Source organism: Paraburkholderia sp. RL17-381-BIF-C (assembly GCF_046026435.1).
In the GTDB taxonomy this organism is placed as follows: domain Bacteria; phylum Pseudomonadota; class Gammaproteobacteria; order Burkholderiales; family Burkholderiaceae; genus Paraburkholderia.
Genome location: NZ_JARESX010000022.1, coordinates 1 through 23,836, shown reverse-complemented (window position 1 = coordinate 23,836; position 23,836 = coordinate 1). Strand labels below are relative to the sequence as shown.

The window sequence follows — 23,836 nt, the reverse complement described above, 5'->3', positions numbered from 1 at the left end:
ACGTGTTAGATTGTGGCATGAACGAATACGGCTCCGGACGGCGATGAAGGTACACGGTCTCGACAAGCTAGCGGATTTCACGACGAAGCACCCTCTCGCACGGGCTTGGATTCGCTCTTGGTTGGCGGATGCGCGCGATGCGAAGTGGGTATGCTCGCACGACATCAAATTCAGATACCCCACTGCCAGTTTTTTAGGCGGCAACCGGGTGATCTTCAACGTGAAGGGCAACGACTATCGAATGGTAAGTAATGTGGCATATCAGATGGGAATCATCGTAGTCGCTTGGGTTGGTACCCACGATGAGTACAGTAAGATTAATTGGGAAGTTAGGCAAAATGAAGCCAGCAGTCGTTAAGTCTGAGGCTCAATATCGGGAATACATGTCTCGGGTCGAGACACTTGTCATGCTTGATCCGATGCCTAATTCGCCGGAAGGGGCTGAGTTGGAACTCCTATCGCTCTTGGTCGAGGACTATGAGCGGCGAATCTATCCGTTCGAGAAACCGGACCCCGTTGAGGCGGTGAAATTTCGCATGGTGGAGCAGGGTCTTCGACAGACAGATCTGATCCCCTATTTCGGATCACGCAGCAGGGTGTCCGAATTCCTATCGCGGCAACGGCCGCTCACGGTCAACATGATTCGAGAACTCTCTGCTGGACTCGGTATTCCGACCGATGTCCTTGTGCAGGACTCAACTACCATACCGATTGACAGCAGTCAGGCGGAAACTGAGGAGATAGATTGGTCCAGATTTCCTGTAAAGGAGATGCTTACCAGGGGTTGGATAAATGTAGAACGCCGTCGTGCTGACGCAGCAAAGAGTGCTGAAGTCGTCCGGATTTTTATCGAAAAGTCTTTGGGTGGGGCGAGGCCTGGCGTATTGGCACGTCGGACGATCAAGGGTGACGCGTTCACGCCGGAGGCCCTGTACGCGCTCACAGCGTGGCAAGCCAGAGTATTGCAAAAAGCGGCAGAGCCAGCGTACTGCGCACGTGGTCCATTTCATATTGAAAAGCTAACTGAGCCGTTTTTCAAGCAATTGATCGGCCTTAGTCGGGAAGAGGATGGTCCTTTGCGAGCTGTTGAGTTCCTAAGAGATGCCGGAATAGCGGTGGTGGTGGAAGAACACCTCACAAAAACGAAGCTGGACGGAGCAGCTATGCTCTCTGGATCGGGGTTGCCTGTGATTGGATTAACGCTTCGATTCGATAGGATAGATAACTTCTGGTTCACTCTATTGCACGAGTGTGCTCACGTTTGGAAGCATTTGAGTCGGCCAGGCGACGTTATCTTGGATCGACTTGTTGATGCCGAGAGCAATGATGCAATTGAAAAAGAAGCTAACAGAGTTGCTCGAGATTTGTTGATTTCTCGAGCGCACTGGCGGAGCGCGTCCGTGCGTCAGATGCCGACGAAGGCAGGGATCGTGAATTTTGCTCGGGAGCAAGGAATCCATCCCGCGATTGTGGCCGGGCGTCTGCAAAGAGAGGCTGAAAACTACGCGATTTTTACAGATTTAACCGGGCAGGGCGCAGTCAGGAAGCTTTTCACTAATCAATAGCCTGTCGGTCGATATCGTTGAAATGAGAGGGAAGCCGTGAACTCTAACTTTGCATATTGTCCCGTAATCAAAGGTAAGATCAACGATATCAAGGCGATGGCATACGTCCAGCCAGCTCTTTCGGCGTTCATAAAGCCGCTTTACGAGCTACCGCCATTCTTGCCCACTCATAAACCGGAAGAGTTGCTTGCGCGCTTTGCCACACGCTTGTCTAAGCTTTCCGGCACCCGGCCATGCTACGTGGATTTCCCTCTTCTCAAGCCTGGTACTCTTGTGGCGAGCGGAGAGCCTGCTCTGGACGCGGGTTTTTCTCTGCTGAACAGTGCGGACGTCCCCTTTGAGCCTGTCTACGGCTTTGACCGGGATGAAGCGGGATTGGCGACTGCGGTGAAGTGGGCAGTGCGCCGGGGCGGGATGCTCTTGAGGCTGGATCACGACGACATAGAGTTTCCTGACGAGACTATCGAGCGGATTTTTGATTTGCGCAGTATGGGACTTGACCTGCGTATGCTGGATATCATGCTAGATCATCGTTATCTTGGGACGGAAGCCGACACGTTGGCAGCCGCGAGCGATACACGTGATTTCATTGATGCGTTGATGGGTTTCGTCAATATCCGAAAAATTATTGTTTCCGGTTCAAGTGCGCCGAAAACCGTATCTGCCATCGAGAAAAACTCATGTGGAACGGTTGATCGAAGAGAGCTTACTCTGTGGGCCAACGTAGTCACTGAGCAGCTTCCCGTGATGCCCATTTACAGTGACTACGGGGTGATTCATCCGGATTTCAGTGATCTCACGCCTAGCCCTCATATCAACGGCAAAATTCGCTACACCGAAGGGTCAAAGCTACACGTTCATCGCGGCCAAAGTTTGCGGCAGGGAGACAAGTACGAGCAATACCGTAGACTTGCGTCGGAAGTCTTGCACAGTTCGCACTATCAAGGGGGCGCTTTCAGTTATGGGGATCAATACATACATGACTGTGCGACCGGCCATGCGGGAACTGGTAATCCGGGCACATGGGTACTTGTGGATCAAAATCATCACATCTCTTATGCCGTTCAGCAGATTCAGCGGTTAGTCGCCTTGGCGAGCCAAGGCATCCCTGCTGAGGTTTTGCTGACGCTTGCTTAAGGCACATGGCGTCAAACGTATAGCTTTAGCTTTTTGCCGCGAACGCTGGGGTGAAAACTGGCGTCGCCGTCAAACCCGCATAACACGTGGTTTTAAATGGTGCCTGCTGGAAAACCACATCTAAAACCCGCATGAATAGTGGGTTTGCTCAAGCCGTTGCAGCTTGGGAAGCTAGGGTATTACCATTATACGACGCCCGCAGAGAACGGCATTCTACGCGGGTTTCGCGCAATTTGGCAAACGCGGACGATTGTGGCCCATCTGGGCGCGTGCTCGCCGCGGGAGCGTGCGCAGTGTTCCCCGCCACAACGCGCCGACTTACCGCACCAAGCCGGCCATATTCAGCGGTTCGATGCGTGCTCTCGCCCATTCGGTCGGCTATCCCCTTGCGGTTGCTATTTGACGCGCACGAAGTGGCGTCGTCGTTGTCAGGCGCCGCAGCTGAGTAGGCTGAGGCAGGCACCGCCCGCTACCGCGCACAGCGCGGAACCTGCCGATTAACGCTTCGACCGCCACGCAGATCGCGGAAATTGAATGCCGCTAGAAGCCGATATAAATGCAAGGCCAATCAAATAGTTACGCACTGCCTGCTTCGATTATTTAATTCGTTATGCATGATATTTCATCAGGCGCGATTGAGCGGTCTCTCAGAAAGTTCGAATAAATATTAAAGCTTGTCGGAATACCGCCGTTTACTTCTTTGGCGTCCTTTCAAAAAGTTACAAGAATCCATTTGATTTGATTCTGTCAAGTGGATTTCTGGAGGGAATCAACGAATCGGCGCTGACGGCAAACATCGAGATCAAAACGACCAACGGCGTGACACTGCCAATCTGATTGGCAGCACACTCGCCCAAAAACAAAAATGGATATGAAAATCAAAGCTAAATTGACGTTATCCCTGCTCGCTTCGCTCGCGCTGGCCGCGTGTGGCGGTGGCGGCGACGGGGGTAATTCGGCGGCGGCGCCTGCGGCCGGCAGCGCTTCGGTGCCGGTTGTGGCAAGTGCTCCCGGTCCCGCAAGCGCCCCGGTTCCGGCTTCTTCGCCCGCCCTCAGCGGCGAGCAACTGCCGAGTCTGACGAGCCCGCAGAGCGGTTCGGCTGCGGCAACGGGCAACGGTGTAGAAGGGGTCTGGACTAGCCAGTTCGGCGTCGACAAGACCACGGCGCTCGTCGATCCGCAGGGCAACATCTCTTACCTGAATACGGTGAGCGGCATCGGTTTGTCGGAATTCTTCGGCGTCATCGCGCCCGCTGCGCCGAACTGGACGCTCACCTCGGGTACGGCATTCATCGGCGGCTTCTATTTTCCGACGACCTCCGGCTCGGGCACCTTCGTGAACAACCAGACGTTCACCGGCAGCTATGTCGAGAACAGCACCACGGTGAACCTGTCCTGGAACTACGACGCGGCGAATGCGCTCGCTGTTACCCAGTCGAGCGTGGCGGGTACGTGGGCGGAAACCGGCTCGTCGCTGACGATTGCAAACGACGGCACGCTCAGCGGGACATTGAGCAACTGCCCGGTCTCCGGCACGCTGCTGCTCGCCACGCCGTCATCCAGCAAGAATCTTTACACGTTGAACGTGACCGGCACGACCGCGTCCTGCACGCTGAAATCGGGTGCGACATATACGGGCAACGCCGCAATTACGTTCCTGCCGATCACGGGCAGCAACCTGTACGTCCGCACGATTTTCTTCATGATTAAGACAGCGACCAACACCACAGTCGCCTACGGTCAGTTGACGAAGCAATAAGCGGAAACAACAAGCGACGCATGAAACAAAGCCGCCACCTTTTTGATGGGCGGCGGTTTCTGAATGTTCGCTACCTGTGCGTTCAGATCACGAAGTAAGTCAGTTGAACGGCCGCGCGGGTGACCACCATCAGCAGTACCTGCACGATCACGAACAGCAGGATCGGCGAGAGGTCGATGCCGCCGAGCTGCGGCACCACGCGGCGCAACGGATTCAGAAACGGCGCCGTCAACTGGTACAGAATCGGCATGGCGGGCGAGCGCGGATTGAGCCACGACAGCAGCGCCATCAGGATCGTCATCCAGATGATCAGATTCAGCGCCCACTTGATCAGCGTCAGCACCGCCACGATCAGCAGTGTCGGCAAAAGCGTGAGCGGATCGGCGCCGGTCAGGACCACCATCAGCACCACATATACGATGGCTGCGAGCAGCGCCGCGACTAGGCTCGCCCAGTCGATCTTGTGCGTGCTCGGCAGAATATGCCGCAACGGCAGCACAATCCAGTTGGTGGCTTGCAGCACGGCGTTCGTAACAGGGTTGTAGGGCGGCATGCGCACGACCTGCAGCCATGCGCGCAGCAACAGCGCCGCGCCGAACAGCGTGAAGACGGTATTGAGCAGAAAACGGGCGATATCGCCAAACATCTCGTGTCCTTTTCCTTCGTATAACGGCCGCCGATCGGCCGCAGGGTACCGGCGCTTTCCGAGCGGCGCGCCGGCGGTTTCATCTGGATTGCCCGCGCTCTTGCCGCTATGGAGCGCGTGATGCGTTGTTTCGAGCAGCCGTGCGCGGCTGCGGCTTCACGTTCGACGACGCCTGTCAGTATTAAAGGCCGCCATTCGTTCCGCTTCCGCTGGGCATCACACGGAAATTCTGATCTCGCTGATCAGAATCGCGCCGTTGCCGCCGTCGGTGTAGTTGGGAATATCGGCCAATAGTTGTTCGGAAGCCGGCTTGAAGACTGTGTAGAAGTCGTCCGCGCTGTCGAACAGGAAATGACCCGCGGCGACGTACGGCGGCGGCGTTCCGGGCGGCCCGGCGTTGATGCTGACATCGACCGACCAGCCCTTCAGGGACGGTCCGAACAGCCTGGCCGCTAGCGGCATATGTGTGACGCAGTAATAGTCCACGTCGAAATGGCCGTTTTCCCGGTACGGATAGAGGATGCTGACCTTGATCATTGTGCGTTCTCGTCTGTTGGTCCCGATGCGCGGCGCTGGCGGATTGCGCGCGGCGCCGGACGTCACATTATCACGGCTTACTTGACGCTTGCACCTGCTGCGGCCTGATTCAGCGACCGGTTGAGCGATTCTTCCACGGCCTCGGAGATCGCCTCGATCGCGATGGGCGGCGTCACGCGGCGTTCCGCCAGCCCCACCGCGCGCCGCGTGAGCAATCCGTAGAGTGCCGCGTGGTCGCCCCCGAGGCCTTCCAGCAACGCCAACTGTTTCTGCACGACGCCCGTGTCTCCCCGCGACACCGGGCCGGCGAGCGCATTGGGCAGACCCTTGTCGCGCGCGGTTTCGATGGTGCCGGAGAGCATCGGCAGCAAAGCGCGCAGCGCGTCCTCTTCGGCAAAGCCCAGCGTGCGCCACAGCGCGACGCATTCCGCGAGGCTGCACAGCGCGAAGCTGGCGGCGTAGTGGGCCGCCGCGTGATAAAGCATGCGGCCGCCCGCCGGAATCGACAGCGGATGGCAGCGCAGCGCGACGGCCAGCGCCGTGAGCTCGTCCTTGAGCGCGCTATCGGCCTCGATCGTCACCGAACAGCCTGCGATGCGCTCGAGATCGGCGAGGTCGCCGCTAAACAGGTACAGTGGATGAAAGCCGCCGATCGAGGCGCCCTGGTCCCGCGCCGGGGCAAGCAATTCGATGGACGAAGCGCCGCTGCAATGAACGAGCGCCTTGCCGTGCGGGCCAGCCGCGCCGTCCGGACCGAATCGGAGTGTGTGCGCTGACGTACCGATGCTGTCGTCGGGAACGGCTAAAAAGATGATGTCGGCGGCGTCGACCACCTGTTGAGGGTTCTCGAATGCCGTGCAATGCTCGATTTGACTGGCAAGCCTGCCGGCCGAAGCCGCCGAGCGGCTCGCTACCGCTGCGACCGGGTAACCGGCCCGTGAAAAGCTCAGCGCAAGACAACGCGCGAGTCGGCCCGCGCCGATGAAACCGAGGCGCGGCAAAGAGGACTGGGTCATGGTTGCCTGCTCCAGACGGAATATTTAACCGGGAAAGCTGAAGTATCGCGCATCCATTACGCCTGCGGCGCAGTTTGGCGGCGACTTTGCTCCGATCAGTGCGAGCGCGATATGGCGCGTTTGGCCGGTCATCCGCCGCGATGCGCCCCGCAGGCTTGAAAGCTGCTCACAATTGCTGCATCAGTCTGGTTAGCCGGTTTGGCAGTTGCTGTTCTGGGTATTTCGTCTCGCAGTCAGATTCGGGAGGTTCACGATGAATATTTTTTCTTACCGAAAGCACTTGCGGTTCCTGACGCACGCACAGCGCCGCCGCTGGTGGGACCAGAAAAAGCGCCTGACGCCGCGCGTGCGGATTAGCGGTGCCTACGTTCCGCCGAGTGTGTCCCGCGAATTTGCCTACGTGAAGGTCGGCTGACATAGCGCCCTTCGCCAGTAACGAATGCCCGGTCCGTTGGCCGGGCATTTTTCATTTTGAGGCATCAATCGATGCCGTCAGGATTGAATCTAATTTGTAATCAAAGATTACTGGAACGCGAATGCCGCTTGGCGGCAAGCCAGGATCGCGCCAGATTGCCCTGCGCTCGAGCCGGTGAATCCCTGAGTTTTCAGCGCTTTGCGAAGCTCGTGCGCGGCGCATTGCCTCAGCGGAAATTACGAACCCTTCTGGCCGATTGCAATTTGCAACAAATGCGAACAGATAGGCCTGATCTTTTTCGATACATTGATTTCATGGCATGCAGGGCATGCGAAGTCGGCGACCTCGGTAGGCCGCGCCAGGAGAATAAAGTGAAAAAGATCGTTCCGTTTGTCGTTGCCGCAGCACTCGGCTTGGGACTTGCCGGTGCCGCTGAGGCGCACGTTTCTGTCGGGATCGGCATTGGGGTTCCAATTGCGCCCGCCTATCCGGTTTATGCTGCGCCGCCGCCCGTGTATTACGCACCGCAGCCGGTTTATGCGCCGCCGCCGGTTTATTACGCGCCGCCGCCCGCAGTGGTAGTGGGTGGATATGGCTACGGCCGTCCTTATTATCACCACGGCTATTATCGCGGTTACTACGGCCACGGTTACTATCGCCGCTAATTGCGGAAAGCAGGGCGGTGGCTGTATCGACGGCGTGACGCCGGCTTGAAGACCGGGTTACGCCGTTTGTATTTTCGCTTCGCTGCCAACGTTCCAAACCTCGGTCGAAGCTGGGAGAATGGCTGTTTCGCCACCGCTCCTGGAGAGTTTCGCCGATGCAAGCGCTTCCCGCTCCCACTTTCGACGACGTACTCGACGCCGCAGCGCGTCTCGAAGGCGTCGCCCACCGCACCCCCGTTCTGACCTCGAGCACGTTCAACGAACGAACGGGTGCGTCGGTGTTTTTCAAGTGCGAGAATTTTCAGCGCATGGGTGCCTTCAAGTTTCGCGGCGCTTATAACGCGATCTCGCATTTCGACGCGGAGCAACGCAAAGCCGGCGTGCTGACGTATTCGTCGGGCAACCATGCTCAGGCGATTGCATTGTCCGCGCGCCTCGCCGGCATTCGCGCGACGATCATCATGCCGCACGACGCGCCCGCGGCCAAAGTCGCGGCGACCAAAGGCTACGGCGGAGAGGTGATCACCTACGACCGCTATACGGAAAACCGTGAAGAAATCGGCCGGCGGCTCGCCGAGGAACGCGGGATGACGCTGATTCCGCCGTACGACCATCCGCATGTGATCGCCGGGCAGGGCACGGCCGTGAAAGAACTGATCGATGAAACGGGCCCGCTCGACATGCTTTTCGTATGCCTCGGCGGCGGCGGACTGATCGGCGGCAGCGCGTTGTCCGCGGCGGCATTGAGCCCGGCTTGCACGGTGATCGGCATTGAACCGGAAGCGGGCAATGACGGCCAGCAGTCGCTCGCGCGTGGTGAGATCGTGCATATCGACACGCCGCGCACAATTGCCGACGGCGCCGCTTCCACGCATCTCGGCGACTATACGTTCGCGATCATCCGGAAGCTGGTCGCGCGTATTGAAACGGTTAGCGACGCGCAATTGATCGAGACCATGCGTTTTTTCGCGCAGCGCATGAAGATCGTGGTCGAACCGACGGGCTGCCTCGCCGCGGCCGCGGTACTCAATGGCATCGTGCCGGTGAAGGGCAAGCGTGTCGGCGTGGTGGTGAGCGGCGGCAACGTCGACCTGGAAAAGCTCGCGCAGTATCTGGCCTGATACTGCGCGTCGGCCTGTGTCGTTGCGCTTGCCGAACGTGGTGCGTGATATCTGATCGAACACGGCTCGCACAATGCGAGCCGTTTTTGCATCAGCTTGCCGCGTGCGCGGTTTGCACGATCAGATCGCGATACCCGTTGACGATCACGCTGTACGAGAAGTAAGCAAACAGCAACGCGGACACCACGTGACAGGCGCGCAGCAAACCGGTGCCGGCGCGCTTGCGTCCGTGGCTGCCGAGCCCGCAGATAAAGATCGTCCAGCACAGACCGCCGAGAAAGAATCCGCCCAGAAACACCGGCGCAGTGGTCACGCTCGTGGCGCCCGCTTTCGCGATCAGCGCGCCACCCACTGCAGCGAACCAGAGAATCGCCGAAGGCGACGACACCGCCAGCAAGACGCCCCGCAAAAAGCCGCGCCACGCTGACAGATGCGGCGCATTGGCGTCCACCTCGCCGGCCACCGCCGGCGCCGTGGCCGGGTACATGGCTTCACGCGCCATCTTCCAGGTCAGGAAGAGCAGGATCGCGGCGCCGCCGATCCACACCACCCAGCGCACCGATTCGAACTGCAGCAAGGCTGCCATGCCCGCGAGCGCGAGCGCCGCATAAATCAGATCGCCGATGCACGAGCCGAGGCCGAGCCAGAAGCCCGGCTTGAAGCCATGCGAGAGCGTCAGCGAAATCATGGCGACGTTCACGAGACCGATATCCAGGCACAACGACAACGACAGAAAGAATCCATCCGACATCATTGAAAAGGCATGCATCCGCGCAACTGCTCCGTTAGCTTTGTTATTTCAGTCTTGTTGTACGGCTTGTCTTAGAGGCCCAACTCGTTCCACAAAATATCGATACGGTGTTTGACCGCCTCGTCCATTACGATTGGGCGGCCCCATTCGCGATCGGTTTCGCCCGGCCATTTGTTGGTCGCGTCGAGACCCATCTTCGATCCGAGCCCGGCGACGGGCGAGGCGAAATCCAGATAGTCGATCGGTGTGCGATCCACCAGTACGGTGTCGCGCGCCGGATCGATGCGCGTGGTGATCGCCCAGATCACCTCCTTCCAGTCGCGGATGTTCACGTCCTCGTCCACCACGACAATGAACTTCGTATACATGAACTGCCGCAGGAAGCTCCATACACCGAACATCACGCGTTTGGCGTGACCGGGGTAGCTCTTCTTCATCTGCACGATGGCCATGCGGTAGCTGCAGCCTTCAGGCGGCAGATAGAAGTCCGTGATCTCGGTGAACTGCTTCTGCAACAGCGGCACGAACACTTCGTTGAGCGCGACGCCGAGTACAGCGGGCTCGTCAGGCGGTTTGCCGGTGTAGGTGGAGTGATAGATCGCATCGCGCCGCATGGTGATGCGCTCGACCGTAAAGACGGGGAACCACTCCTGCTCGTTGTAGTAGCCGGTGTGGTCGCCGTACGGGCCTTCGAGCGCATGTTCGTAGGCCGCCGACGCGCCCTTGACCGGACGCGGCGGCGCGCCTGCCGGAGCGGGCGAGGGCGTGCCTTCCTGCGGATAGATGAAGCCTTCCAGCACGATTTCGGCGCGCGCGGGCACCTGCAATCCGTCGACGCCCGGCGTGATGCACTTCGCGAGTTCCGTGCGGCCGCCACGGAGCAGGCCGGCGAACTGGTATTCGGAAAGCGTATCGGGCACCGGCGTGACCGCCCCGAGGATGGTTGCCGGATCGGCGCCCAGAACGACCGCCACAGGATAAGGCTTGCCCGGATTCTGTAGTGCGAACTCGCGGAAATCGAGCGCGCCGCCGCGATGCGCGAGCCATCGCATGATCAGTTTGTTGCGCCCGATCAGTTGCTGGCGATATATGCCTAAATTTTGTCGGGGCTTATTCGGACCTTTTGTCACGGTCAGGCCCCATGTAATCAGGGGGCCGGCGTCGCCCGGCCAGCAGGTCTGAATTGGCAGCCTGGCGAGGTCGACATCGTTACCTTCCCAGACGATTTCCTGGCAGGGTGGCGCGCTCACTGTTTTAGGCGCCATGTCCCACACCGCTTTCGCAAGCGACAGCAGTTTGCCGGCGTCCTTGAGGCCTTTCGGCGGCTCCGGTTCCTTCAGCGCGGAGAGCAGCCGGCCCACGTCGCGCAACGACTCGAGCGCGGCGCCGTCACCTTCGCCCGCCTGCGCATCGACACCCATGCCGAGCGCGACCCGCCGGGGTGTGCCGAACAGGTTGCCAAGTACCGGGAACCCATGCTGCGCCTTGCTCTCAAAGAGCAAAGCCGGACCGCCGGCGCGCAGCACACGGTCGCACAACTCGGTCATCTCCAGCACAGGTGAGACGTTTTGTGAGATGCGGCGCAGTTCCCCGATCGTCTCGAGACGGCCGACGAAATCGCGCAGGTCTTTGTATTTCATCTGGTGCGGTTCATTGCCGCGCAAGCGGCGAAAAGGAGGGGCGCGGCAGGCTTTGCGGCGCCAGAACGATTGTCGATTTTACCTGTGTTGGCTGGCGCACGTAGCTCGGCCAAACGGACTAGGCGAGACGGAGTGATCGCGATGCCTCAAAAGGCGCATGCCGCGTGGTTTTGAACCGGCTGAACACTGTTCTTTATTACAATTAGTTATACTTTTGCCTATCTATAGTGTTGACGATCTATAAAACCCTGCATAGAATCCGTCCACATTGGTTGCAGGGCGTGAACCTTTTTACCACTGCCCCCGGTCCCATCAGACGCAACGCGTCACCGTTTACCGAACCCCTGCACGGTATCTGACGGCCTTATTGAAGTCCTCGCCAGCGCCAACTGACGCTGGTTTTTCGCGTGGGAGCCACCGCCCGCATGCTTTTTTGACATGCCGCGGACCCGTTTCAGGATGGCTCCCCACAAACGGTATTTGCCGTTTTCCCGACGTCGCTGCTGCCCTAACCAGACAGAGCACGCGATGTCTTGACTCTGCGAATGTGCTGTACCGCCTTTTCATCTGGCGGGGTTCGCGGATCATGCAACATGGGAGATCTGAATGAACGCCTGGTTATCGTGGCGTCCCGATGAGCGTATTGCGCAAGTTGTGCGTGGTGTGCTGCGTCGCGGGACGCGAATGAGTCATCACCTGTTCAGCATCGTGGGCGGTATCGCCGTCGTGCTGACAGTCGCACTGTGGCTGATGCCGGCCCTGCGCGGCACGCTTGCCGCCAAGTTGATGCCGGTCATCTCCGCCGCTGTGCAAGCCGGCCCCGCCCGTTTGCTGCAGGGCAACCCGCTGCCGGCTTTCGGACCGCCCGCAGGCGCGCCCTCTGACGACTCGCTGTCGGCCAGCTCGAACGGTTCCGATGCCGTGAGCGGCACGAACAACGCTAGCAACGGCAACACGGCCGTTATTGCGAGCAACACCGGTTTTGACGGCGCGTTCGACGCCTCCGGCTCGACCGGTATGGGCGTTGCGGCGCTGAACGGCCTTGACCCGCGCACCATGCAAAGCGTCACCGCGCTGGCGCGGCTGATTCCGTCGCAACGCGTGTCCGCCGACGCGCGTGACGATCGCGTACTGGTCTCGACCCGCGAGCAGGATCTGGTCGCATCGTATCTGGCACGGCGCTATCGCGTCGCTCAGGAGCCCGTCAGCGAGCTCGTGAAAGCCGCGTTCGACACCGGCCGCGAAGTTGGTCTCGATCCGCTGCTGCTGCTGTCCGTGATGGCGATCGAATCGGGTTTCAACCCGTACGCCGAGAGCGGCGTCGGCGCGCAAGGCCTGATGCAGGTCATGTCGAAGGTGCACTCGGACAAATTCCAGTATTTCGGCGGCCAGAGCGCGGCCCTCGAACCGGTCGCGAACATCAAGGTCGGCGCACTGGTGCTGAAGGATTGCATCGCACGCGGCGGCTCGCTGCCGGGCGGCTTGCGCCTGTATGTCGGCTCGACCTCGCAGGACGACGGCGGCTACGGCGCCAAGGTGATGGCCGAGCGTGGCCGTCTGCGCGACGTGGCGCGTGGCCGCAAGGTGCCGATCAACGCACCGCAGGCGCCGGTTCTGACCGCGTCGACCAGCAGCGGCGCGGCTGCCAGCAGCGGAAAGCGCGTGCAGGTGACGCTCGAGGGTAGCCATCCGTTGAGCGCGGCGACTTCGGTGAAGACGCCGGTTTCCTCCGAGCAGGATGATGCGAGCTCCAACGTCACGAAGCACGTGGCGTCGGCTTCGGAGTTGGGCGCTTGAGGTTGGGCCGAAGCTTGGCAGCGTAACTCTGGCAGCGCTGGCGGCTCGTCGCAGCAGCCGCAACAAAAAAGGACACCCGGTTGAGTGTCCTTTTGTTCGTCTGCTGATTGAGAAGTGTGTTGCTTCGCTCAGCCTTTTCCGAAAAGCTTCGCCAATCGCTCGACCGCTTCTTCCAGTTTCGGATACGCGGTGGCGTACGAAAGCCGGATGTAGTCCTTCGGCGCATGCGTACCGAAATCCATGCCCGGCACCAGCACCACGCCGGCATCGTGCAACATGGCCTTCGTGAGCGCCGCGCTGTCGCCGGCTGCCGGATGCGCGACCGTGCGGCAGTCGGCGTACACGTAGAACGCGCCGTCGGGCATGACCGGTACCGAGAAGCCGAGCGATTGCAGCGCCGGCGCGATGAAGTCGCGGCGACGCTTGAACTCCAGGCGCCGCGCTTCGTAAATCGCGATCGTTTCCGGATCGAAGCAGGCGAGCGCCGCGTGCTGGGCGAGCGCAGAGGCGCAGATGAACAGGTTTTGCGCGAGCTTTTCGAATGCGCTCACCATGCCGGGCGGCACCACCAGCCAGCCCAGGCGCCAGCCCGTCATGTTGAAGTACTTCGAGAAGCTGTTGACGGTCACCACGTCGTCGCCGAATGAGAGCGCCGAGACGGGCTTGGCGTCGTAACTCAGGCCCTGGTAGATCTCATCGACGATAGTGAAGCCACCACGCGCCCGCACGGCCTTGACGATGCGTTCGAGTTCAGCCGGTTCGATCGACGTGCCGGTCGGATTCGACGGCGACGCGAGCAATACTCCACGGGTGTGCTCGTTCCAGAGCCGCTCGACGTCGGCGGCGGTTAGCTGGAAACGCTCCGCCGGACCACTCGGCACCATCACCGGCTTGCCCTCGGCGGCGATCACGAAATGACGGTTGCAGGGGTAGCACGGGTCGGGCATCAGCACTTCGTCGTCGCGATCGACCAGCGCCGCGCAAGCCAGTAGCAACGCTGCCGACGCGCCGGCAGTGACGACGATGCGCGCCGGATCCACGCTGACACCATAGAAGTCGGCGTAATGCGCCGAGATCGCTTCGCGCAGCGCGTGCAGGCCAAGCGCGTTGGTGTATTGCGTGACGCCGCGGCGCAGCGCGCTCGCTGCGGCCTCGATGACCGGCTCGGGCGCCGTGAAATCGGGTTCGCCGATTCCCATGTGAATGATGTCGCGTCCGTCGCGCTCGAGAAGCGCGGCCTCCTTGGCCAGCTCCATCACATAGAAAGGCTGGATGGCGTCCACGCGTGCGGCAAGCCGTACCAAGGGTTCGGTCACGGAGTTCATACGATCAAATCCAGTTCAGGAGCAAAAACGGGACTACGTGTTGCGCGTGTGTTCCCGCGCGACACGCCGTCCTTGCAAGCGGTTTTGTTTCGCTGCGTTCAGCGGGGCACACGGCAAGACTCACACAGTAAGCCATGCGCCTTGCGCTCAACGCTTGCGAGCCGCCTGCGTTTCATCCACGCGCAGTTGCGCCGACAGCTTGTCCAGCACGCCGTTCACGTACTTATAGCCGTCCGCGCCGCCGAACGTCTTGGCGAGTTCAACCGCTTCGTTGATCACCACGCGATACGGAATATCGAGGTGATTCTTCAGCTCGAACGCGGCCACCAGCAGCACGGCGCGTTCGACAGGCGAGAGCTGCTCGATCGGACGGTCGAGACACGGGGCGATGGCCGCGGACAGTGCTTCCGAATCGCGGATCACGCCGTGCAGGATGGCGTCCAGATGCTCGTGGTCGGCCTTGTCGAAGCCTTGTGCGCCGCGCAGTTGCGCGTCGATTTCACCGCCGGGCGAGCCCGACAGCAGCCACTGATAAAGCCCCTGCGTGGCCAGTTCGCGGGAGCGTCGGCGTGCGCTCTTCATGCCTCTTCCTCTTCGTCTTCTTCCTCGTCATCGCCGCCGAGTTGTTCGAGCGCGACGGCGAGATTCGCCATTTCGACGGCCACGCGCGCTGCGTCGCGACCTTTTTCGGTCATGCGTGCAACCGCCTGTTCGTCGTTCTCGGTGGTCAGCACCGCGTTCGCAACCGGAATGCCAAAGTCGAGGCCGATGCGCGTGATGCCCGCGCCGCTTTCGTTCGACACCAGTTCGAAGTGGTACGTTTCGCCGCGAATCACCGCGCCGAGCGCGATCAGTGCGTCGAATTGCGCGCTTTCGGCGAGCTTTTGCAACGCCAGCGGGATTTCCAGCGCGCCCGGCACGGTGACCAGCAGCACGTCTTCGCCCGTCACGCCGAGGCGTTCGAGTTCTTCGATGCAGGAGTCCGCGAGGCCGTTGCAAACGGGTTCGTTAAAGCGCGCCTGGACGATGCCGATACGCAGTCCGTCGCCGTCGAGATTCGGTTGGTATTGTCCGATTTCCATGAGAATTCCGTAGTGTTTTGAGTGGGCGCTAAGCGCGTGAATGGTCGGATCAGCCTTGTTGCGGAGCCTGCGCGGTGCTGCCCGGCATCGGTACGAAGCCCGTGACTTCGAGACCGTAGCCCGACATGCTGCCCAGCTTGCGCGGGTTCGACAGCACCTGCATCTTGCCGACACCGAGCTCGCGCAGAATCTGCGCGCCGATGCCGTACGTCTTGAAGTCGACCGGCCGGCGTTTAAGTGCTTCCGCTCTTTCCTTCGAGTCGAACGCCTTGAAAACGTCGATCAGATGGTCCTTCGAGTCGCCGCAGTTCAGCAGCACGATCACACCGCAGTCGCGTCTGGCGATCTCTTTCATGGCCGCGTCCAGCGTCCATGAGTGGGTGGATTCGCCCACTTCGAGCAGATCCAGCACCGATAGCGGCTCATGCACGCGCACCAGCGTGTCCTGATCCGCGCAGGGCGTGCCGCGCACCAGTGCGATATGCGGCTGGCCGCTCGGCTGGTCGAGATACATGACCGCGCGAAACGCGCCGTGCGCCGTCTGCATGGTGCGCTCGCAAATCCGTTCGACGATCGACTCGGTGCGGCTGCGATAGTGGATCAGGTCCGCGATCGTGCCGATTTTCAGGCCGTGCTCTTTGGCGAATTCCAGCAGGTCCGGCAGGCGCGCCATCGTGCCGTCGTCGTTGATGACCTCGCAGATCACAGCGGCCGGCGTGAGGCCTGCCAGCGCGGTGAAGTCGCAGCCCGCCTCGGTGTGGCCCGCGCGCACGAGCACGCCGCCGGGCTGGGCCATGATCGGAAACACATGGCCCGGCTGAACGATGTGCTCGGCCTTGGCGTCCGGCGCGACCGCCGTAGCGATCGTGCGGGCGCGGTCGGCCGCCGAGATGCCGGTCGTGACGCCTTCAGCCGCTTCGATACTCACGGTGAACGCGGTGCCGTACTGGGTGCCGTTGCGGTAGGTCATGAGCGGCAGGTTCAGCAGCTTGCAGCGTTCCTGCGTGAGCGTCAGACAAATCAGGCCACGGCCGTAGCGGGCCATGAAGTTGATCGCTTCCGGCGTGACGAATTCGGCGGCGATCACGAGGTCGCCCTCGTTTTCGCGGTCTTCTTCGTCGACGAGGATCACCATCCGGCCGGCTTTCAGTTCGGCGATGATCTCTGGAGTGGAGGCGAGCGTCATGTTGGCGAGAGTTTCGAAGAAAGCGCGTATTTTACGCCACGCGCGAGCCCAAGTCGCCTCCGCCGAACGGCATAGGCCGTTTGGCCGACTGGCGATGAGCCGTCCGCCGTTGCTATGCTCGTTGAAAACGATAGACACATGAACCGGCTGAAAGCGGCAGGGCGCCGCCGCCAGCCCATGCGTGGCCGGGCTTGTGGCCGTTATTTGGGCGCGTTCAGCATGCGCTCCACGTAGCGCGCGATCAGATCAATCTCCAGATTCACCTGTGTGCCTTCACGCAGACGCTTAAGCGCGGTCACTTCCACCGTATGCGGAATCAGGTTGATCGAGAATTCGCAGCCGTCGTCGCGATCTTTAACCGAGTTGACGGTCAGGCTCACGCCGTTGACAGTGATAGAACCTTTGTACGCCAGATAGCGGCCGATCTCGCGCGGCGCCAGCACCCGCAGTTCGTGCGATTCGCCGACCGGCGCGAAATGCGTGACCGTGCCGAGGCCGTCCACGTGTCCGGAAACGATATGGCCGCCGAGCCGGTCGTGCGCGCGCAGCGCCTTCTCGAGATTGACTTCGCCGGTTTCGCCGAGGCCCGCCGTGCAGTTCAGACTTTCGCGCGACACGTCGACTTCGAACGAATGGCCGGTCTTGGCGACCACGGTCATGCAGGCGCCCTGGATCGTAATGCTGTCGCCGAGCTGCACGTCGCCGAGATCGAGGCCGCCGGCTTCGACGTTCAGGCGCACGCCCGCGTCGCCGTCCGTGCCGAGCGGCTTGACTGATTCAATGCGGCCCACGGCCGCGACGATTCCTGTGAACATCGTGCTAATCCTTGATCATTTCGAAACGGGTTGGGGCGCGGGATCGCTGCCGGGCTCAGGTGCCGACTCCGGCGCGGGCTCGGCCATGAAGCGCGCGAGAATCCGCAAATCGTCGCCGATCCGGTCGACCGCGTGGAAGTTCAGTTTGACGCGGGCCTCGAGTGTTTCGGGCGCGCCCAGACTGAACATGCTCATCGAATCCATGCCGAGCAGGCTCGGCGCGAGATATACCAGCAGTTCGTCGACACAGCCTTCGCGCAGCAGCGAGCCGTTCAGCTTGTAGCCTGCCTCGACGTGCAACTCGTTCACGTTGCGCTCGCCGAGTACTTTCAGCACTGCGGGCAGATCGACCTTGCCGGCCGGGTTCGCCAGTTGCACGATTTCGGCGCCGCGTTCGCGCAACGCAGTGGCGCGCTCGGCATGGCGCTGATCGAGATTGCCGCAAAAGATCAGCGTCGGCGCACCGGCCAGAATCTGCGCCTGCGGCGGCACATCGAGTTGGCTGTCGATCAATACGCGTTGTGGCTGGCGCGGCGTGTCGACGGCGCGCACCGTCATGCGCGGATCGTCTTCTCTCACTGTGCCGATGCCGGTCAGGATCGCCGACGCGCGAGCGCGCCAGGCGTGGCCGTCGGCGCGTGCCGCTTCGCCGGTAATCCATTGGCTGACGCCTGAAGGCAAGCCGGTGCGGCCGTCCAGCGAGGCCGCGACTTTCATGCGAACCCAAGGGCGGCCGCGGGTCATGCGCGAGACGAAGCCGATATTCAATTCGTATGCTTCGGTGGCGAGCAGTCCGCAGCGCACTTCGATGCCGGCGTCGCGCAAGATGGCGAGGCCACGTCCGGATACGAGCGGATTGGGATCTTCCATCGCCGCGACCACGCGCGCGACCTGAGCTTCGATCAGTGCGTTGACGCACGGCGGTGTGCGTCCGAAGTGACTGCATGGCTCAAGGGTCACGTAAGCCGTGGCGTCGCGCAGATCGTGGCCGCGCGAGCGTGCATCTTTCAATGCGCGAATCTCGGCATGATCCTGACCGGCCGGTTGGGTGAAGCCTTCGCCGATCACCTCGCCGTTCTTGACGAGCACGCAGCCGACCCGCGGATTCGGGTCGGTGGTGTACATGCCGCGCTTGGCCAACGCGAGCGCGCGTTCCATATGGACGAAATCGGTTTGCGAAAACATCGGTGTCCGGTCGGGTACGGTGACTAGGCTGTCATGAGCTGCAGTTTTAACGATGCGTCGTCTCGCCGCGCTCAGGCCACAAGCGAAGCGAACGCGCCGCGAGCGGCTTCGATCGTGGTGTCGACGATCGCGTCGTCGTGAACGATCGAAACGAAGCCCGCTTCATAGGCCGACGGCGCGAAGTACACGCCGGCGTCCAGCATCTTGTGGAAGAACGCGTTGAAACGCGGCACGTCGCTTTTCGTGACTTCGGCGAAGCTCGTCGGAATCGAATCCGTGAAGTAGAGGCCGAACATGCCGCCGAGCGAATCGGCTGCGAACGGCACCTTGGCTTCACGCGCGGCACCCGCGAGACCTTGCACGAGACGCGTGGTGCGCGCGGCGAGCGTGTCGTAGAAGCCCGGTGCCTGGATCAGTTGCAATGTTTTCAGGCCGGCCGCCACCGCGATCGGGTTGCCCGACAGCGTGCCCGCCTGGTAGACGCCGCCGAGCGGCGCGAGGTGGGCCATGATGTCGCGCCGGCCGCCGAAAGCCGCCGCCGGCATGCCGCCGCCGATCACCTTGCCAAGACAGGTCAGATCGGGCGTGATGCCATAGACCTCTTGCGCGCCGCCCAGGGCGACGCGGAAGCCGCACATCACTTCGTCGAAAATCAGCACCGAACCGTACTCGGTGCACAGGCGTCGCAACGCTTGCAGGAATTCGGGCGTGGCGCGCACCAGATTCATATTGCCGGCTACCGGTTCGACGATTACCGAGGCGATCTCGTTGCCGAACGCCTTGAACGCTTCTTCGAGTTCGGCGACGTTGTTGTACTCGAGCACGGTAGTGTGCTTGGCGATATCCGCCGGCACGCCCGCCGAAGTCGGATTGCCGAAAGTCAGCAGGCCCGAACCGGCCTTCACCAGCAGGCTGTCCGCATGGCCGTGATAGCAGCCCTCGAACTTGACGATACGGCTGCGGTTCGTGAAGCCGCGAGCAAGGCGCAGCGCGCTCATGGTCGCTTCGGTGCCGCTCGACACCATGCGCACCTGTTCGATGGAGGGCACCAGCTTGCAGAGTTCTTCGGCGATTTCCACTTCCGATTCGGTCGGCGCACCAAACGAAAAGCCGTTGCCCAGCACACGCTGCACGGCTTCGAGAACCTCCGGATGGACATGGCCGAGGATCATCGGGCCCCATGAGCCGATGTAGTCGATATAACGCTTGCCGTCCGCGTCCCAGAAGTAGGGGCCCTGCGCGCGCTCGATAAAGCGCGGCGTGCCGCCGACCGAGCGGAAAGCGCGGACCGGCGAGTTCACGCCGCCGGGAATGGTGCGTTGCGCGCGTTCGAAGAGGGTTTCGTTTTTGGACATGGCGATGACTGGAATTGGGGTTGCGCAGCGGCGCAGATCGCCTGTCGGCGAGTCGCGCGGCGCTGGGATAAGTGGAGAAATTGTACCGGAGTCAGCGTGAACAGGTTTCCCGCACGCGCTCGTGGCGCGTGCGGCTCTCTCAGCTTTTACGCGGGCCTTTGGTGGCTGCGCGCTTTTTCGCTGCCGCGTGAGCCGTGACCTTACTCGAATGGGTTGGGCCCGCCGGCGTATCGACCTTCGGCGGTTTGCGCTTGCCGGTCAGCTCCGCCCAGCGCTTTTCCAATGCGCCTTCGGCGATCGGCTTGATCACGGTGCCTGAACTCTGCGCGTCCCATGTCTGTACCGAGAAAGGATGCGTGCGCAACGTCTCGCGTGAGATCACCACGCCTTCGTGTGCATCGACCAGCCGGTCGTATACGAAGTCGATGCATAAACGGTAGCCCCGTTTCGTCGCCGCATCCGGAACCTCGTACGGTGCACGCGTCACATAACCAGAGCCGAAAATGCCCTTTGGTTCCTGCGCGACCCGATGCAGGAAGACACGGTCGCCCGGCAGGATGCTGCGTGCAAATCCGCAGCCCCACACGTCAGCCACCGCGACGCCGGTAGAGACGCGTTTGGCCACGTCGGGCAACTCGGGCCAGGGCCATTTTTTGGGGCTCCAGATCAGCAGGAATGCGGTCATCGCGGAATGAGCGGAATAGTGGGGAAGAGCGCCGCGAACACTTGGAATGTGGCCGCAGCCGTTCAGGCGGCAGCATAGCCGATCGGCGGTGCGCCTGCCGTGCGTGGCCGATGTGCGGCGGGCTGCGCCGTGAGAAGTCCCCGGGGCCGCCTAACGACGTAACCGACCGGTTTCCTCGACGTGGCCGTACGCGACCCGCGCCCACCGTCGCCATCGTCCCCGAAGCCGCAGGCGGTTAACCGTCGAGTACAATCGAGACCGTCAAGCTGCTGCTGTCCCCGTTTCACCTGTTGCGCTGCCGATGGCGGCGCGGCGCTTCATCTGGAATCCCATGTCTCACGTCACCAGAAGCCGGCCCGATGGCCGGCTGATTCTGTTGCTCGGCGCGCTCGCCGCGTGCGGGCCGATTTCGATCGATATGTATTTGCCGAGCCTGCCTACTATCGCGCAGGCATTCGCTATCAGCACCGGCGCCGCGCAGACCACGCTCACCAGCTTCATGTTCGGCTTTTCGATCGGCATGCTGCTCTACGGTCCGTTGTCGGATACGTATGGCCGCCGGCCGGTGCTGCTCGGCGGCATCGTCATGTATGCGCTGGCCAGCGTGGCCTGTGCGCTGTCGTTCTCGATCGGTTCCCTGGTCACGTTCCGTTTCGTGCAGGCGCTGGGCGCGGGCGCGGCTTCGGTGCTGGCCCGAGCCATTGCACGCGACGCCCACGGTCCGACCGATGCCGCCCGCGTACTCTCGATGCTCGCCATCGTCACGTCGATCGGGCCGTTGCTTGCGCCGTTGATCGGCGGGCAGTTGTTGCTGCTCGGCGGCTGGCGTGTCGTCTTCGTCGCGCTGACGCTGTTCGGCACGGTGTGTGCGGTCACCGCGTTTCTCAAGGTGCCGGAAACGTGGCCGCGCGAGAAGCGCGCCCAGTCGGCGTTGCTGAAATCGTTCGGCGCGTATGGCAAGTTGTTGCGCGATCCGGTTGCGTGGGGGCTCATGCTGTGCGGCGGCATGGCGTTCGCGTCGATGTTTGCGTACATCACGGCGACGCCGTTCGTCTACATCGAGTATTTCCATGTGTCCGCGCAGCACTACGGGTTTTTGTTCGCGCTGAATATCGTCGGCATCATGTTCGGCAACTTCATGAATACGCGACTCGTCGGCCGGCTCGGTTCGCTGCCGATCATATCGTTCGCCGCAACCGTGAGCTGTATTGCCTCGCTGTTTGTCTGTCTGGTATCGCTGACCGGATGGGGCGGTCTGTGGTCGATCGTGTTCGGCCTGTTCTTCGTGGTCGGCGTGGTTGGTATTCTGTCCGCCAACTGCACGACCGATCTGATGCACCGCTATCCGGTGAATGCAGGCGCCGCGGCCGCCGTGTTCGGCGCCGTCCAGTTGGCCCTCGGCGCCTTGTCGAGTCTCGCGGTTGGACTCTGGCAGGACGGCTCGCCCAAAGGCATGGGCGTCACGGTGGGAGTGGCAGGGCTGCTCTGTTTTCTCGGCCGGATCCTGGTCGTCAGGTGGCATGGAACCAAGGCGCCTGTCGCGGCCGTTTAAAGGGCAATGAGGCGCGAACCGCGCGGCGTCTACGGAAAACACCAGGTGTTGCGTGCGCGCGACCGTGCGTTTCAATTTGCATTGCTATGATGGAGCCACTGTTCCTCGGAGCGGCAATCATGGCGATCAGAGATTTGATGAACGGCGAACGGCAACACGCTGCTTTCGCTGAAGCGCAGAAGCTGGCGGACAGCGGCGCCTATCACGATTACACGGACATCGAATACGTCTTGCGCTTTGATTACGGCTTGTCTGATGTATCGGCGCTGCTCGACAGCCAACTGATGCATCGCGACCTGAATCGCCGTTGCGCGGATGCGCGCGAGAAACTCGAGATGCTCGGCGTGTGATGCCCAACGCGTGACGTGGGCGGTCGAGCGGCTCTCGCATCGAGGTGTGCCAATCGTGTGAGGTGTTGTGCCGGAAACGGCCAGCGCTTGCACGTCGCATGATTTCTCGCGTCGTCGCTTCATCGCATAGGCGTAATGGCATGCTCTCGCGCGAATGTGCCGCGTGCAGCGTCATGCGCCGTCACATCTGGAGTGGTCTTCATGTCTGGTAGTCAACACGGCTCGCATCTTCCGCGTACAGAAAATCCCGCTACGCTCTCCAAGCCGGGCGGTCATTACAGCCACGTCGCAATCGCGAATGGTTTCGCGTTCGTCTCGGGGCAACTGCCGATCACCGCGCAAGGCGACAAGCTCTCCGATGCTTCGTTCGAGGTTCAGGCCGAACAGGTGCTGGCCAATGTGCAAGCTGCGCTCGAAAGCGCGGGCAGTAGCATCGCGCAACTGGTGCAGGTGCGCGTCTACATTGTCGATGTCGAGCACTGGATGAGCTTCAATCAGATCTACGCGCGGTGGGCGGGCGAGGCTCGACCCGCACGTGCCGTCGTGCCGGTCCCTCAACTGCATTACGGTTTCAAGATCGAGGTCGAGGCGACCGCGCTGGTTTAGGTGACGGCAAACATCGGCAATGAGCGATATCAAACCGCGTGGTCGCTGAATCTTTCGACCGTGCGCGTGAAAGCGGGGCCTGCAACGGGTCCCGCAAGCAGACGAAATCGACAAAACGCTTGCGCAAATCGGCTAACCGCCTGGTCATACCCGCACGCTCCACATGCCAGGGCCAGCGCCACATTGTTCGGCTGGTAGCAATTGTGATTTCACGCTATCGGCATAGAAAAAAGATAGGTCCCAACTAAACTCAATCTTGTCAGCGGCGCGCGTCTTAACCGGCGTGCGGCGCTCTTGAAACCGGATTGGGGATTCACCATGAAAAGCAAACTTCTTGCGGCGTTGCTCATCGCAGTTACCAGCGCGATCGCTGCGCCCGCGTTCGCCAGCGGCTACGGGCCGGCACCTTCCTATCGTCCTTCAGTCGGGGCTCCTGCTTCACAACGAGGCCAGAGCGCGCAAACCATTGCAGTGGAACGCAACGATGCGGCTGGTTCTGTCGGTGATTCGTATGGTGGTGTGGTGGCGCAAACATTCGCGTCGGGCAGTCGTCAACCTGACGTGGCGGTTGGTGGCGTGTACTCACGTCACTAACTTGAGCGTGGTTTGCTGGCCAAGGCTGTAGCGAGGTGTCGAAATGCTGAAG

The 23,836-nt window shown here is 61.3% G+C and carries 24 protein-coding genes; 11 read left to right on the top strand and 13 right to left on the bottom strand.

The window, feature by feature from the left end; all coding sequences use genetic code 11:
- The first annotated feature begins 43 nt into the window (after positions 1–43).
- From P0D70_RS15730 to P0D70_RS15715, 4 genes are all read left to right on the top strand, one after another.
- Positions 44–358 (top strand): type II toxin-antitoxin system HigB family toxin, encoded by a 315-nt coding sequence (locus tag P0D70_RS15730; RefSeq protein ID WP_408185188.1) that lies wholly within the window; start codon positions 44–46, stop codon positions 356–358.
- Entirely contained in the window at positions 339–1,565 is a 1,227-nt protein-coding gene (locus P0D70_RS15725; RefSeq protein ID WP_408185187.1) for an ImmA/IrrE family metallo-endopeptidase, read from the top strand. Before P0D70_RS15730 ends, P0D70_RS15725 begins: the two co-directional genes overlap by 20 nt.
- Before the next feature lie 36 nt (positions 1,566–1,601).
- Positions 1,602–2,702 (top strand): beta family protein, encoded by a 1,101-nt coding sequence (locus tag P0D70_RS15720; RefSeq protein ID WP_408185186.1) that lies wholly within the window; start codon positions 1,602–1,604, stop codon positions 2,700–2,702.
- A gap of 865 nt (positions 2,703–3,567) precedes the next feature.
- Entirely contained in the window at positions 3,568–4,461 is an 894-nt protein-coding gene (locus P0D70_RS15715) for a hypothetical protein (protein ID WP_408185185.1), read from the top strand.
- Between the two features lie 82 nt (positions 4,462–4,543).
- Here P0D70_RS15715 and P0D70_RS15710 read toward each other — a convergent pair whose 3' ends face one another.
- From P0D70_RS15710 to P0D70_RS15700, 3 genes are all read right to left on the bottom strand, one after another.
- Positions 4,544–5,107, bottom strand: a complete 564-nt coding sequence (locus P0D70_RS15710) for a YggT family protein (protein WP_408185184.1) — start codon at positions 5,105–5,107, stop codon at positions 4,544–4,546.
- Positions 5,108–5,323: 216 nt separating this feature from the next.
- Entirely contained in the window at positions 5,324–5,644 is a 321-nt protein-coding gene (locus P0D70_RS15705) for an EthD family reductase (protein WP_408185183.1), read from the bottom strand.
- A 77-nt stretch (positions 5,645–5,721) separates the two neighbouring features.
- Entirely contained in the window at positions 5,722–6,660 is a 939-nt protein-coding gene (locus P0D70_RS15700; RefSeq protein ID WP_408185182.1) for a Rossmann-like and DUF2520 domain-containing protein, read from the bottom strand.
- 786 nt (positions 6,661–7,446) lie between these two features.
- Here P0D70_RS15700 and P0D70_RS15695 point away from each other — a divergent pair.
- Both P0D70_RS15695 and P0D70_RS15690 read left to right on the top strand, forming a co-directional pair.
- Positions 7,447–7,740 (top strand): hypothetical protein, encoded by a 294-nt coding sequence (locus tag P0D70_RS15695; protein WP_091799798.1) that lies wholly within the window; start codon positions 7,447–7,449, stop codon positions 7,738–7,740.
- A gap of 155 nt (positions 7,741–7,895) precedes the next feature.
- A complete protein-coding gene (locus P0D70_RS15690; RefSeq protein WP_408185181.1) occupies positions 7,896–8,861 on the top strand; it encodes a threo-3-hydroxy-L-aspartate ammonia-lyase in 966 nt (321 codons plus the stop codon).
- A gap of 91 nt (positions 8,862–8,952) precedes the next feature.
- On the opposite strand, the gene P0D70_RS15685 is transcribed toward P0D70_RS15690, so the two are convergent.
- Entirely contained in the window at positions 8,953–9,630 is a 678-nt protein-coding gene (locus P0D70_RS15685) for a LysE family translocator (RefSeq protein WP_408185180.1), read from the bottom strand.
- Between the two features lie 53 nt (positions 9,631–9,683).
- A complete protein-coding gene (locus P0D70_RS15680; protein WP_408185179.1) occupies positions 9,684–11,252 on the bottom strand; it encodes a UbiD family decarboxylase in 1,569 nt (522 codons plus the stop codon).
- 606 nt (positions 11,253–11,858) lie between these two features.
- Between P0D70_RS15680 and P0D70_RS15675 the strand changes: the two genes are divergently transcribed.
- Positions 11,859–13,049 carry a transglycosylase SLT domain-containing protein gene (locus P0D70_RS15675; RefSeq protein WP_408185178.1) on the top strand — a complete coding sequence of 397 codons (1,191 nt, stop codon included), beginning with the start codon at positions 11,859–11,861 and terminating at the stop codon, positions 13,047–13,049.
- A 128-nt stretch (positions 13,050–13,177) separates the two neighbouring features.
- Here the strand turns inward: P0D70_RS15675 and P0D70_RS15670 are convergent, their stop codons facing one another.
- From P0D70_RS15670 to P0D70_RS15635, 8 genes are all read right to left on the bottom strand, one after another.
- Positions 13,178–14,374: a pyridoxal phosphate-dependent aminotransferase gene (locus P0D70_RS15670; protein ID WP_408185177.1), complete on the bottom strand. Its 1,197-nt coding sequence runs from the start codon at positions 14,372–14,374 to the stop codon at positions 13,178–13,180.
- Between the two features lie 147 nt (positions 14,375–14,521).
- Entirely contained in the window at positions 14,522–14,956 is a 435-nt protein-coding gene (gene nusB / locus P0D70_RS15665) for a transcription antitermination factor NusB (protein ID WP_091799810.1), read from the bottom strand.
- The gene (gene ribH, locus P0D70_RS15660; protein WP_007180751.1) at positions 14,953–15,456 is read right to left on the bottom strand and encodes a 6,7-dimethyl-8-ribityllumazine synthase; all 504 of its coding nucleotides are present in this window, start codon (positions 15,454–15,456) and stop codon (positions 14,953–14,955) included. The genes nusB and ribH overlap by 4 nt, the downstream gene beginning before the upstream one ends.
- Before the next feature lie 49 nt (positions 15,457–15,505).
- Positions 15,506–16,642 carry a bifunctional 3,4-dihydroxy-2-butanone-4-phosphate synthase/GTP cyclohydrolase II gene (gene ribBA / locus P0D70_RS15655; protein ID WP_408185176.1) on the bottom strand — a complete coding sequence of 379 codons (1,137 nt, stop codon included), beginning with the start codon at positions 16,640–16,642 and terminating at the stop codon, positions 15,506–15,508.
- Positions 16,643–16,842: 200 nt separating this feature from the next.
- Positions 16,843–17,457 (bottom strand): riboflavin synthase, encoded by a 615-nt coding sequence (locus tag P0D70_RS15650; protein ID WP_091799818.1) that lies wholly within the window; start codon positions 17,455–17,457, stop codon positions 16,843–16,845.
- Between the two features lie 15 nt (positions 17,458–17,472).
- Positions 17,473–18,642 (bottom strand): bifunctional diaminohydroxyphosphoribosylaminopyrimidine deaminase/5-amino-6-(5-phosphoribosylamino)uracil reductase RibD, encoded by a 1,170-nt coding sequence (gene ribD / locus P0D70_RS15645; protein WP_408185175.1) that lies wholly within the window; start codon positions 18,640–18,642, stop codon positions 17,473–17,475.
- Between the two features lie 71 nt (positions 18,643–18,713).
- Positions 18,714–19,997, bottom strand: coding sequence for a glutamate-1-semialdehyde 2,1-aminomutase (gene hemL, locus P0D70_RS15640; RefSeq protein WP_408185174.1), 1,284 nt, complete (start codon positions 19,995–19,997; stop codon positions 18,714–18,716).
- Positions 19,998–20,136: 139 nt separating this feature from the next.
- Entirely contained in the window at positions 20,137–20,682 is a 546-nt protein-coding gene (locus tag P0D70_RS15635) for a hypothetical protein (protein ID WP_408185173.1), read from the bottom strand.
- A gap of 331 nt (positions 20,683–21,013) precedes the next feature.
- Between P0D70_RS15635 and P0D70_RS15630 the strand changes: the two genes are divergently transcribed.
- The 4 genes from P0D70_RS15630 (at position 21,014) to P0D70_RS15615 (ending at position 23,784) form a co-directional block, all read left to right on the top strand.
- Positions 21,014–22,234, top strand: a complete 1,221-nt coding sequence (locus P0D70_RS15630) for a Bcr/CflA family multidrug efflux MFS transporter (protein WP_408185172.1) — start codon at positions 21,014–21,016, stop codon at positions 22,232–22,234.
- A gap of 119 nt (positions 22,235–22,353) precedes the next feature.
- On the top strand, positions 22,354–22,584 hold the full coding sequence (locus P0D70_RS15625; protein ID WP_038457419.1) for a hypothetical protein: 231 nt from the start codon (positions 22,354–22,356) through the stop codon (positions 22,582–22,584).
- Positions 22,585–22,785: 201 nt separating this feature from the next.
- Positions 22,786–23,190, top strand: coding sequence for a RidA family protein (locus tag P0D70_RS15620; RefSeq protein WP_408185171.1), 405 nt, complete (start codon positions 22,786–22,788; stop codon positions 23,188–23,190).
- Between the two features lie 318 nt (positions 23,191–23,508).
- A complete protein-coding gene (locus P0D70_RS15615) occupies positions 23,509–23,784 on the top strand; it encodes a hypothetical protein (protein WP_408185170.1) in 276 nt (91 codons plus the stop codon).
- Positions 23,785–23,836 lie beyond the last annotated feature (52 nt).

Bases quoted from the DNA above. Each gene is read 5' to 3' on its own strand.
- P0D70_RS15705 (WP_408185183.1), bottom strand. From the start codon at position 5,644: ATGATCAAGGTCAGCATCCTCTATCCGTACCGGGAAAACGGCCATTTC.
- ribH (WP_007180751.1), bottom strand. From the start codon at position 15,456: ATGGAAATCGGACAATACCAACCGAATCTCGACGGCGACGGACTGCGT.
- ribD (WP_408185175.1), bottom strand. From the start codon at position 18,642: ATGTTTTCGCAAACCGATTTCGTCCATATGGAACGCGCGCTCGCGTTG.
- P0D70_RS15675 (WP_408185178.1), top strand. From the start codon at position 11,859: ATGAACGCCTGGTTATCGTGGCGTCCCGATGAGCGTATTGCGCAAGTT.
- P0D70_RS15615 (WP_408185170.1), top strand. From the start codon at position 23,509: ATGAAAAGCAAACTTCTTGCGGCGTTGCTCATCGCAGTTACCAGCGCG.
- P0D70_RS15625 (WP_038457419.1), top strand. From the start codon at position 22,354: ATGGCGATCAGAGATTTGATGAACGGCGAACGGCAACACGCTGCTTTC.
- P0D70_RS15630 (WP_408185172.1), top strand. From the start codon at position 21,014: ATGTCTCACGTCACCAGAAGCCGGCCCGATGGCCGGCTGATTCTGTTG.
- P0D70_RS15650 (WP_091799818.1), bottom strand. From the start codon at position 17,457: ATGTTCACAGGAATCGTCGCGGCCGTGGGCCGCATTGAATCAGTCAAG.
- P0D70_RS15725 (WP_408185187.1), top strand. From the start codon at position 339: ATGAAGCCAGCAGTCGTTAAGTCTGAGGCTCAATATCGGGAATACATG.
- P0D70_RS15635 (WP_408185173.1), bottom strand. From the start codon at position 20,682: ATGACCGCATTCCTGCTGATCTGGAGCCCCAAAAAATGGCCCTGGCCC.
- hemL (WP_408185174.1), bottom strand. From the start codon at position 19,997: ATGTCCAAAAACGAAACCCTCTTCGAACGCGCGCAACGCACCATTCCC.
- P0D70_RS15670 (WP_408185177.1), bottom strand. From the start codon at position 14,374: ATGAACTCCGTGACCGAACCCTTGGTACGGCTTGCCGCACGCGTGGAC.
- P0D70_RS15730 (WP_408185188.1), top strand. From the start codon at position 44: ATGAAGGTACACGGTCTCGACAAGCTAGCGGATTTCACGACGAAGCAC.
- P0D70_RS15700 (WP_408185182.1), bottom strand. From the start codon at position 6,660: ATGACCCAGTCCTCTTTGCCGCGCCTCGGTTTCATCGGCGCGGGCCGA.
- nusB (WP_091799810.1), bottom strand. From the start codon at position 14,956: ATGAAGAGCGCACGCCGACGCTCCCGCGAACTGGCCACGCAGGGGCTT.
- P0D70_RS15710 (WP_408185184.1), bottom strand. From the start codon at position 5,107: ATGTTTGGCGATATCGCCCGTTTTCTGCTCAATACCGTCTTCACGCTG.
- P0D70_RS15690 (WP_408185181.1), top strand. From the start codon at position 7,896: ATGCAAGCGCTTCCCGCTCCCACTTTCGACGACGTACTCGACGCCGCA.
- P0D70_RS15620 (WP_408185171.1), top strand. From the start codon at position 22,786: ATGTCTGGTAGTCAACACGGCTCGCATCTTCCGCGTACAGAAAATCCC.
- P0D70_RS15715 (WP_408185185.1), top strand. From the start codon at position 3,568: ATGGATATGAAAATCAAAGCTAAATTGACGTTATCCCTGCTCGCTTCG.
- ribBA (WP_408185176.1), bottom strand. From the start codon at position 16,642: ATGACGCTCGCCTCCACTCCAGAGATCATCGCCGAACTGAAAGCCGGC.
- P0D70_RS15680 (WP_408185179.1), bottom strand. From the start codon at position 11,252: ATGAAATACAAAGACCTGCGCGATTTCGTCGGCCGTCTCGAGACGATC.
- P0D70_RS15685 (WP_408185180.1), bottom strand. From the start codon at position 9,630: ATGCATGCCTTTTCAATGATGTCGGATGGATTCTTTCTGTCGTTGTCG.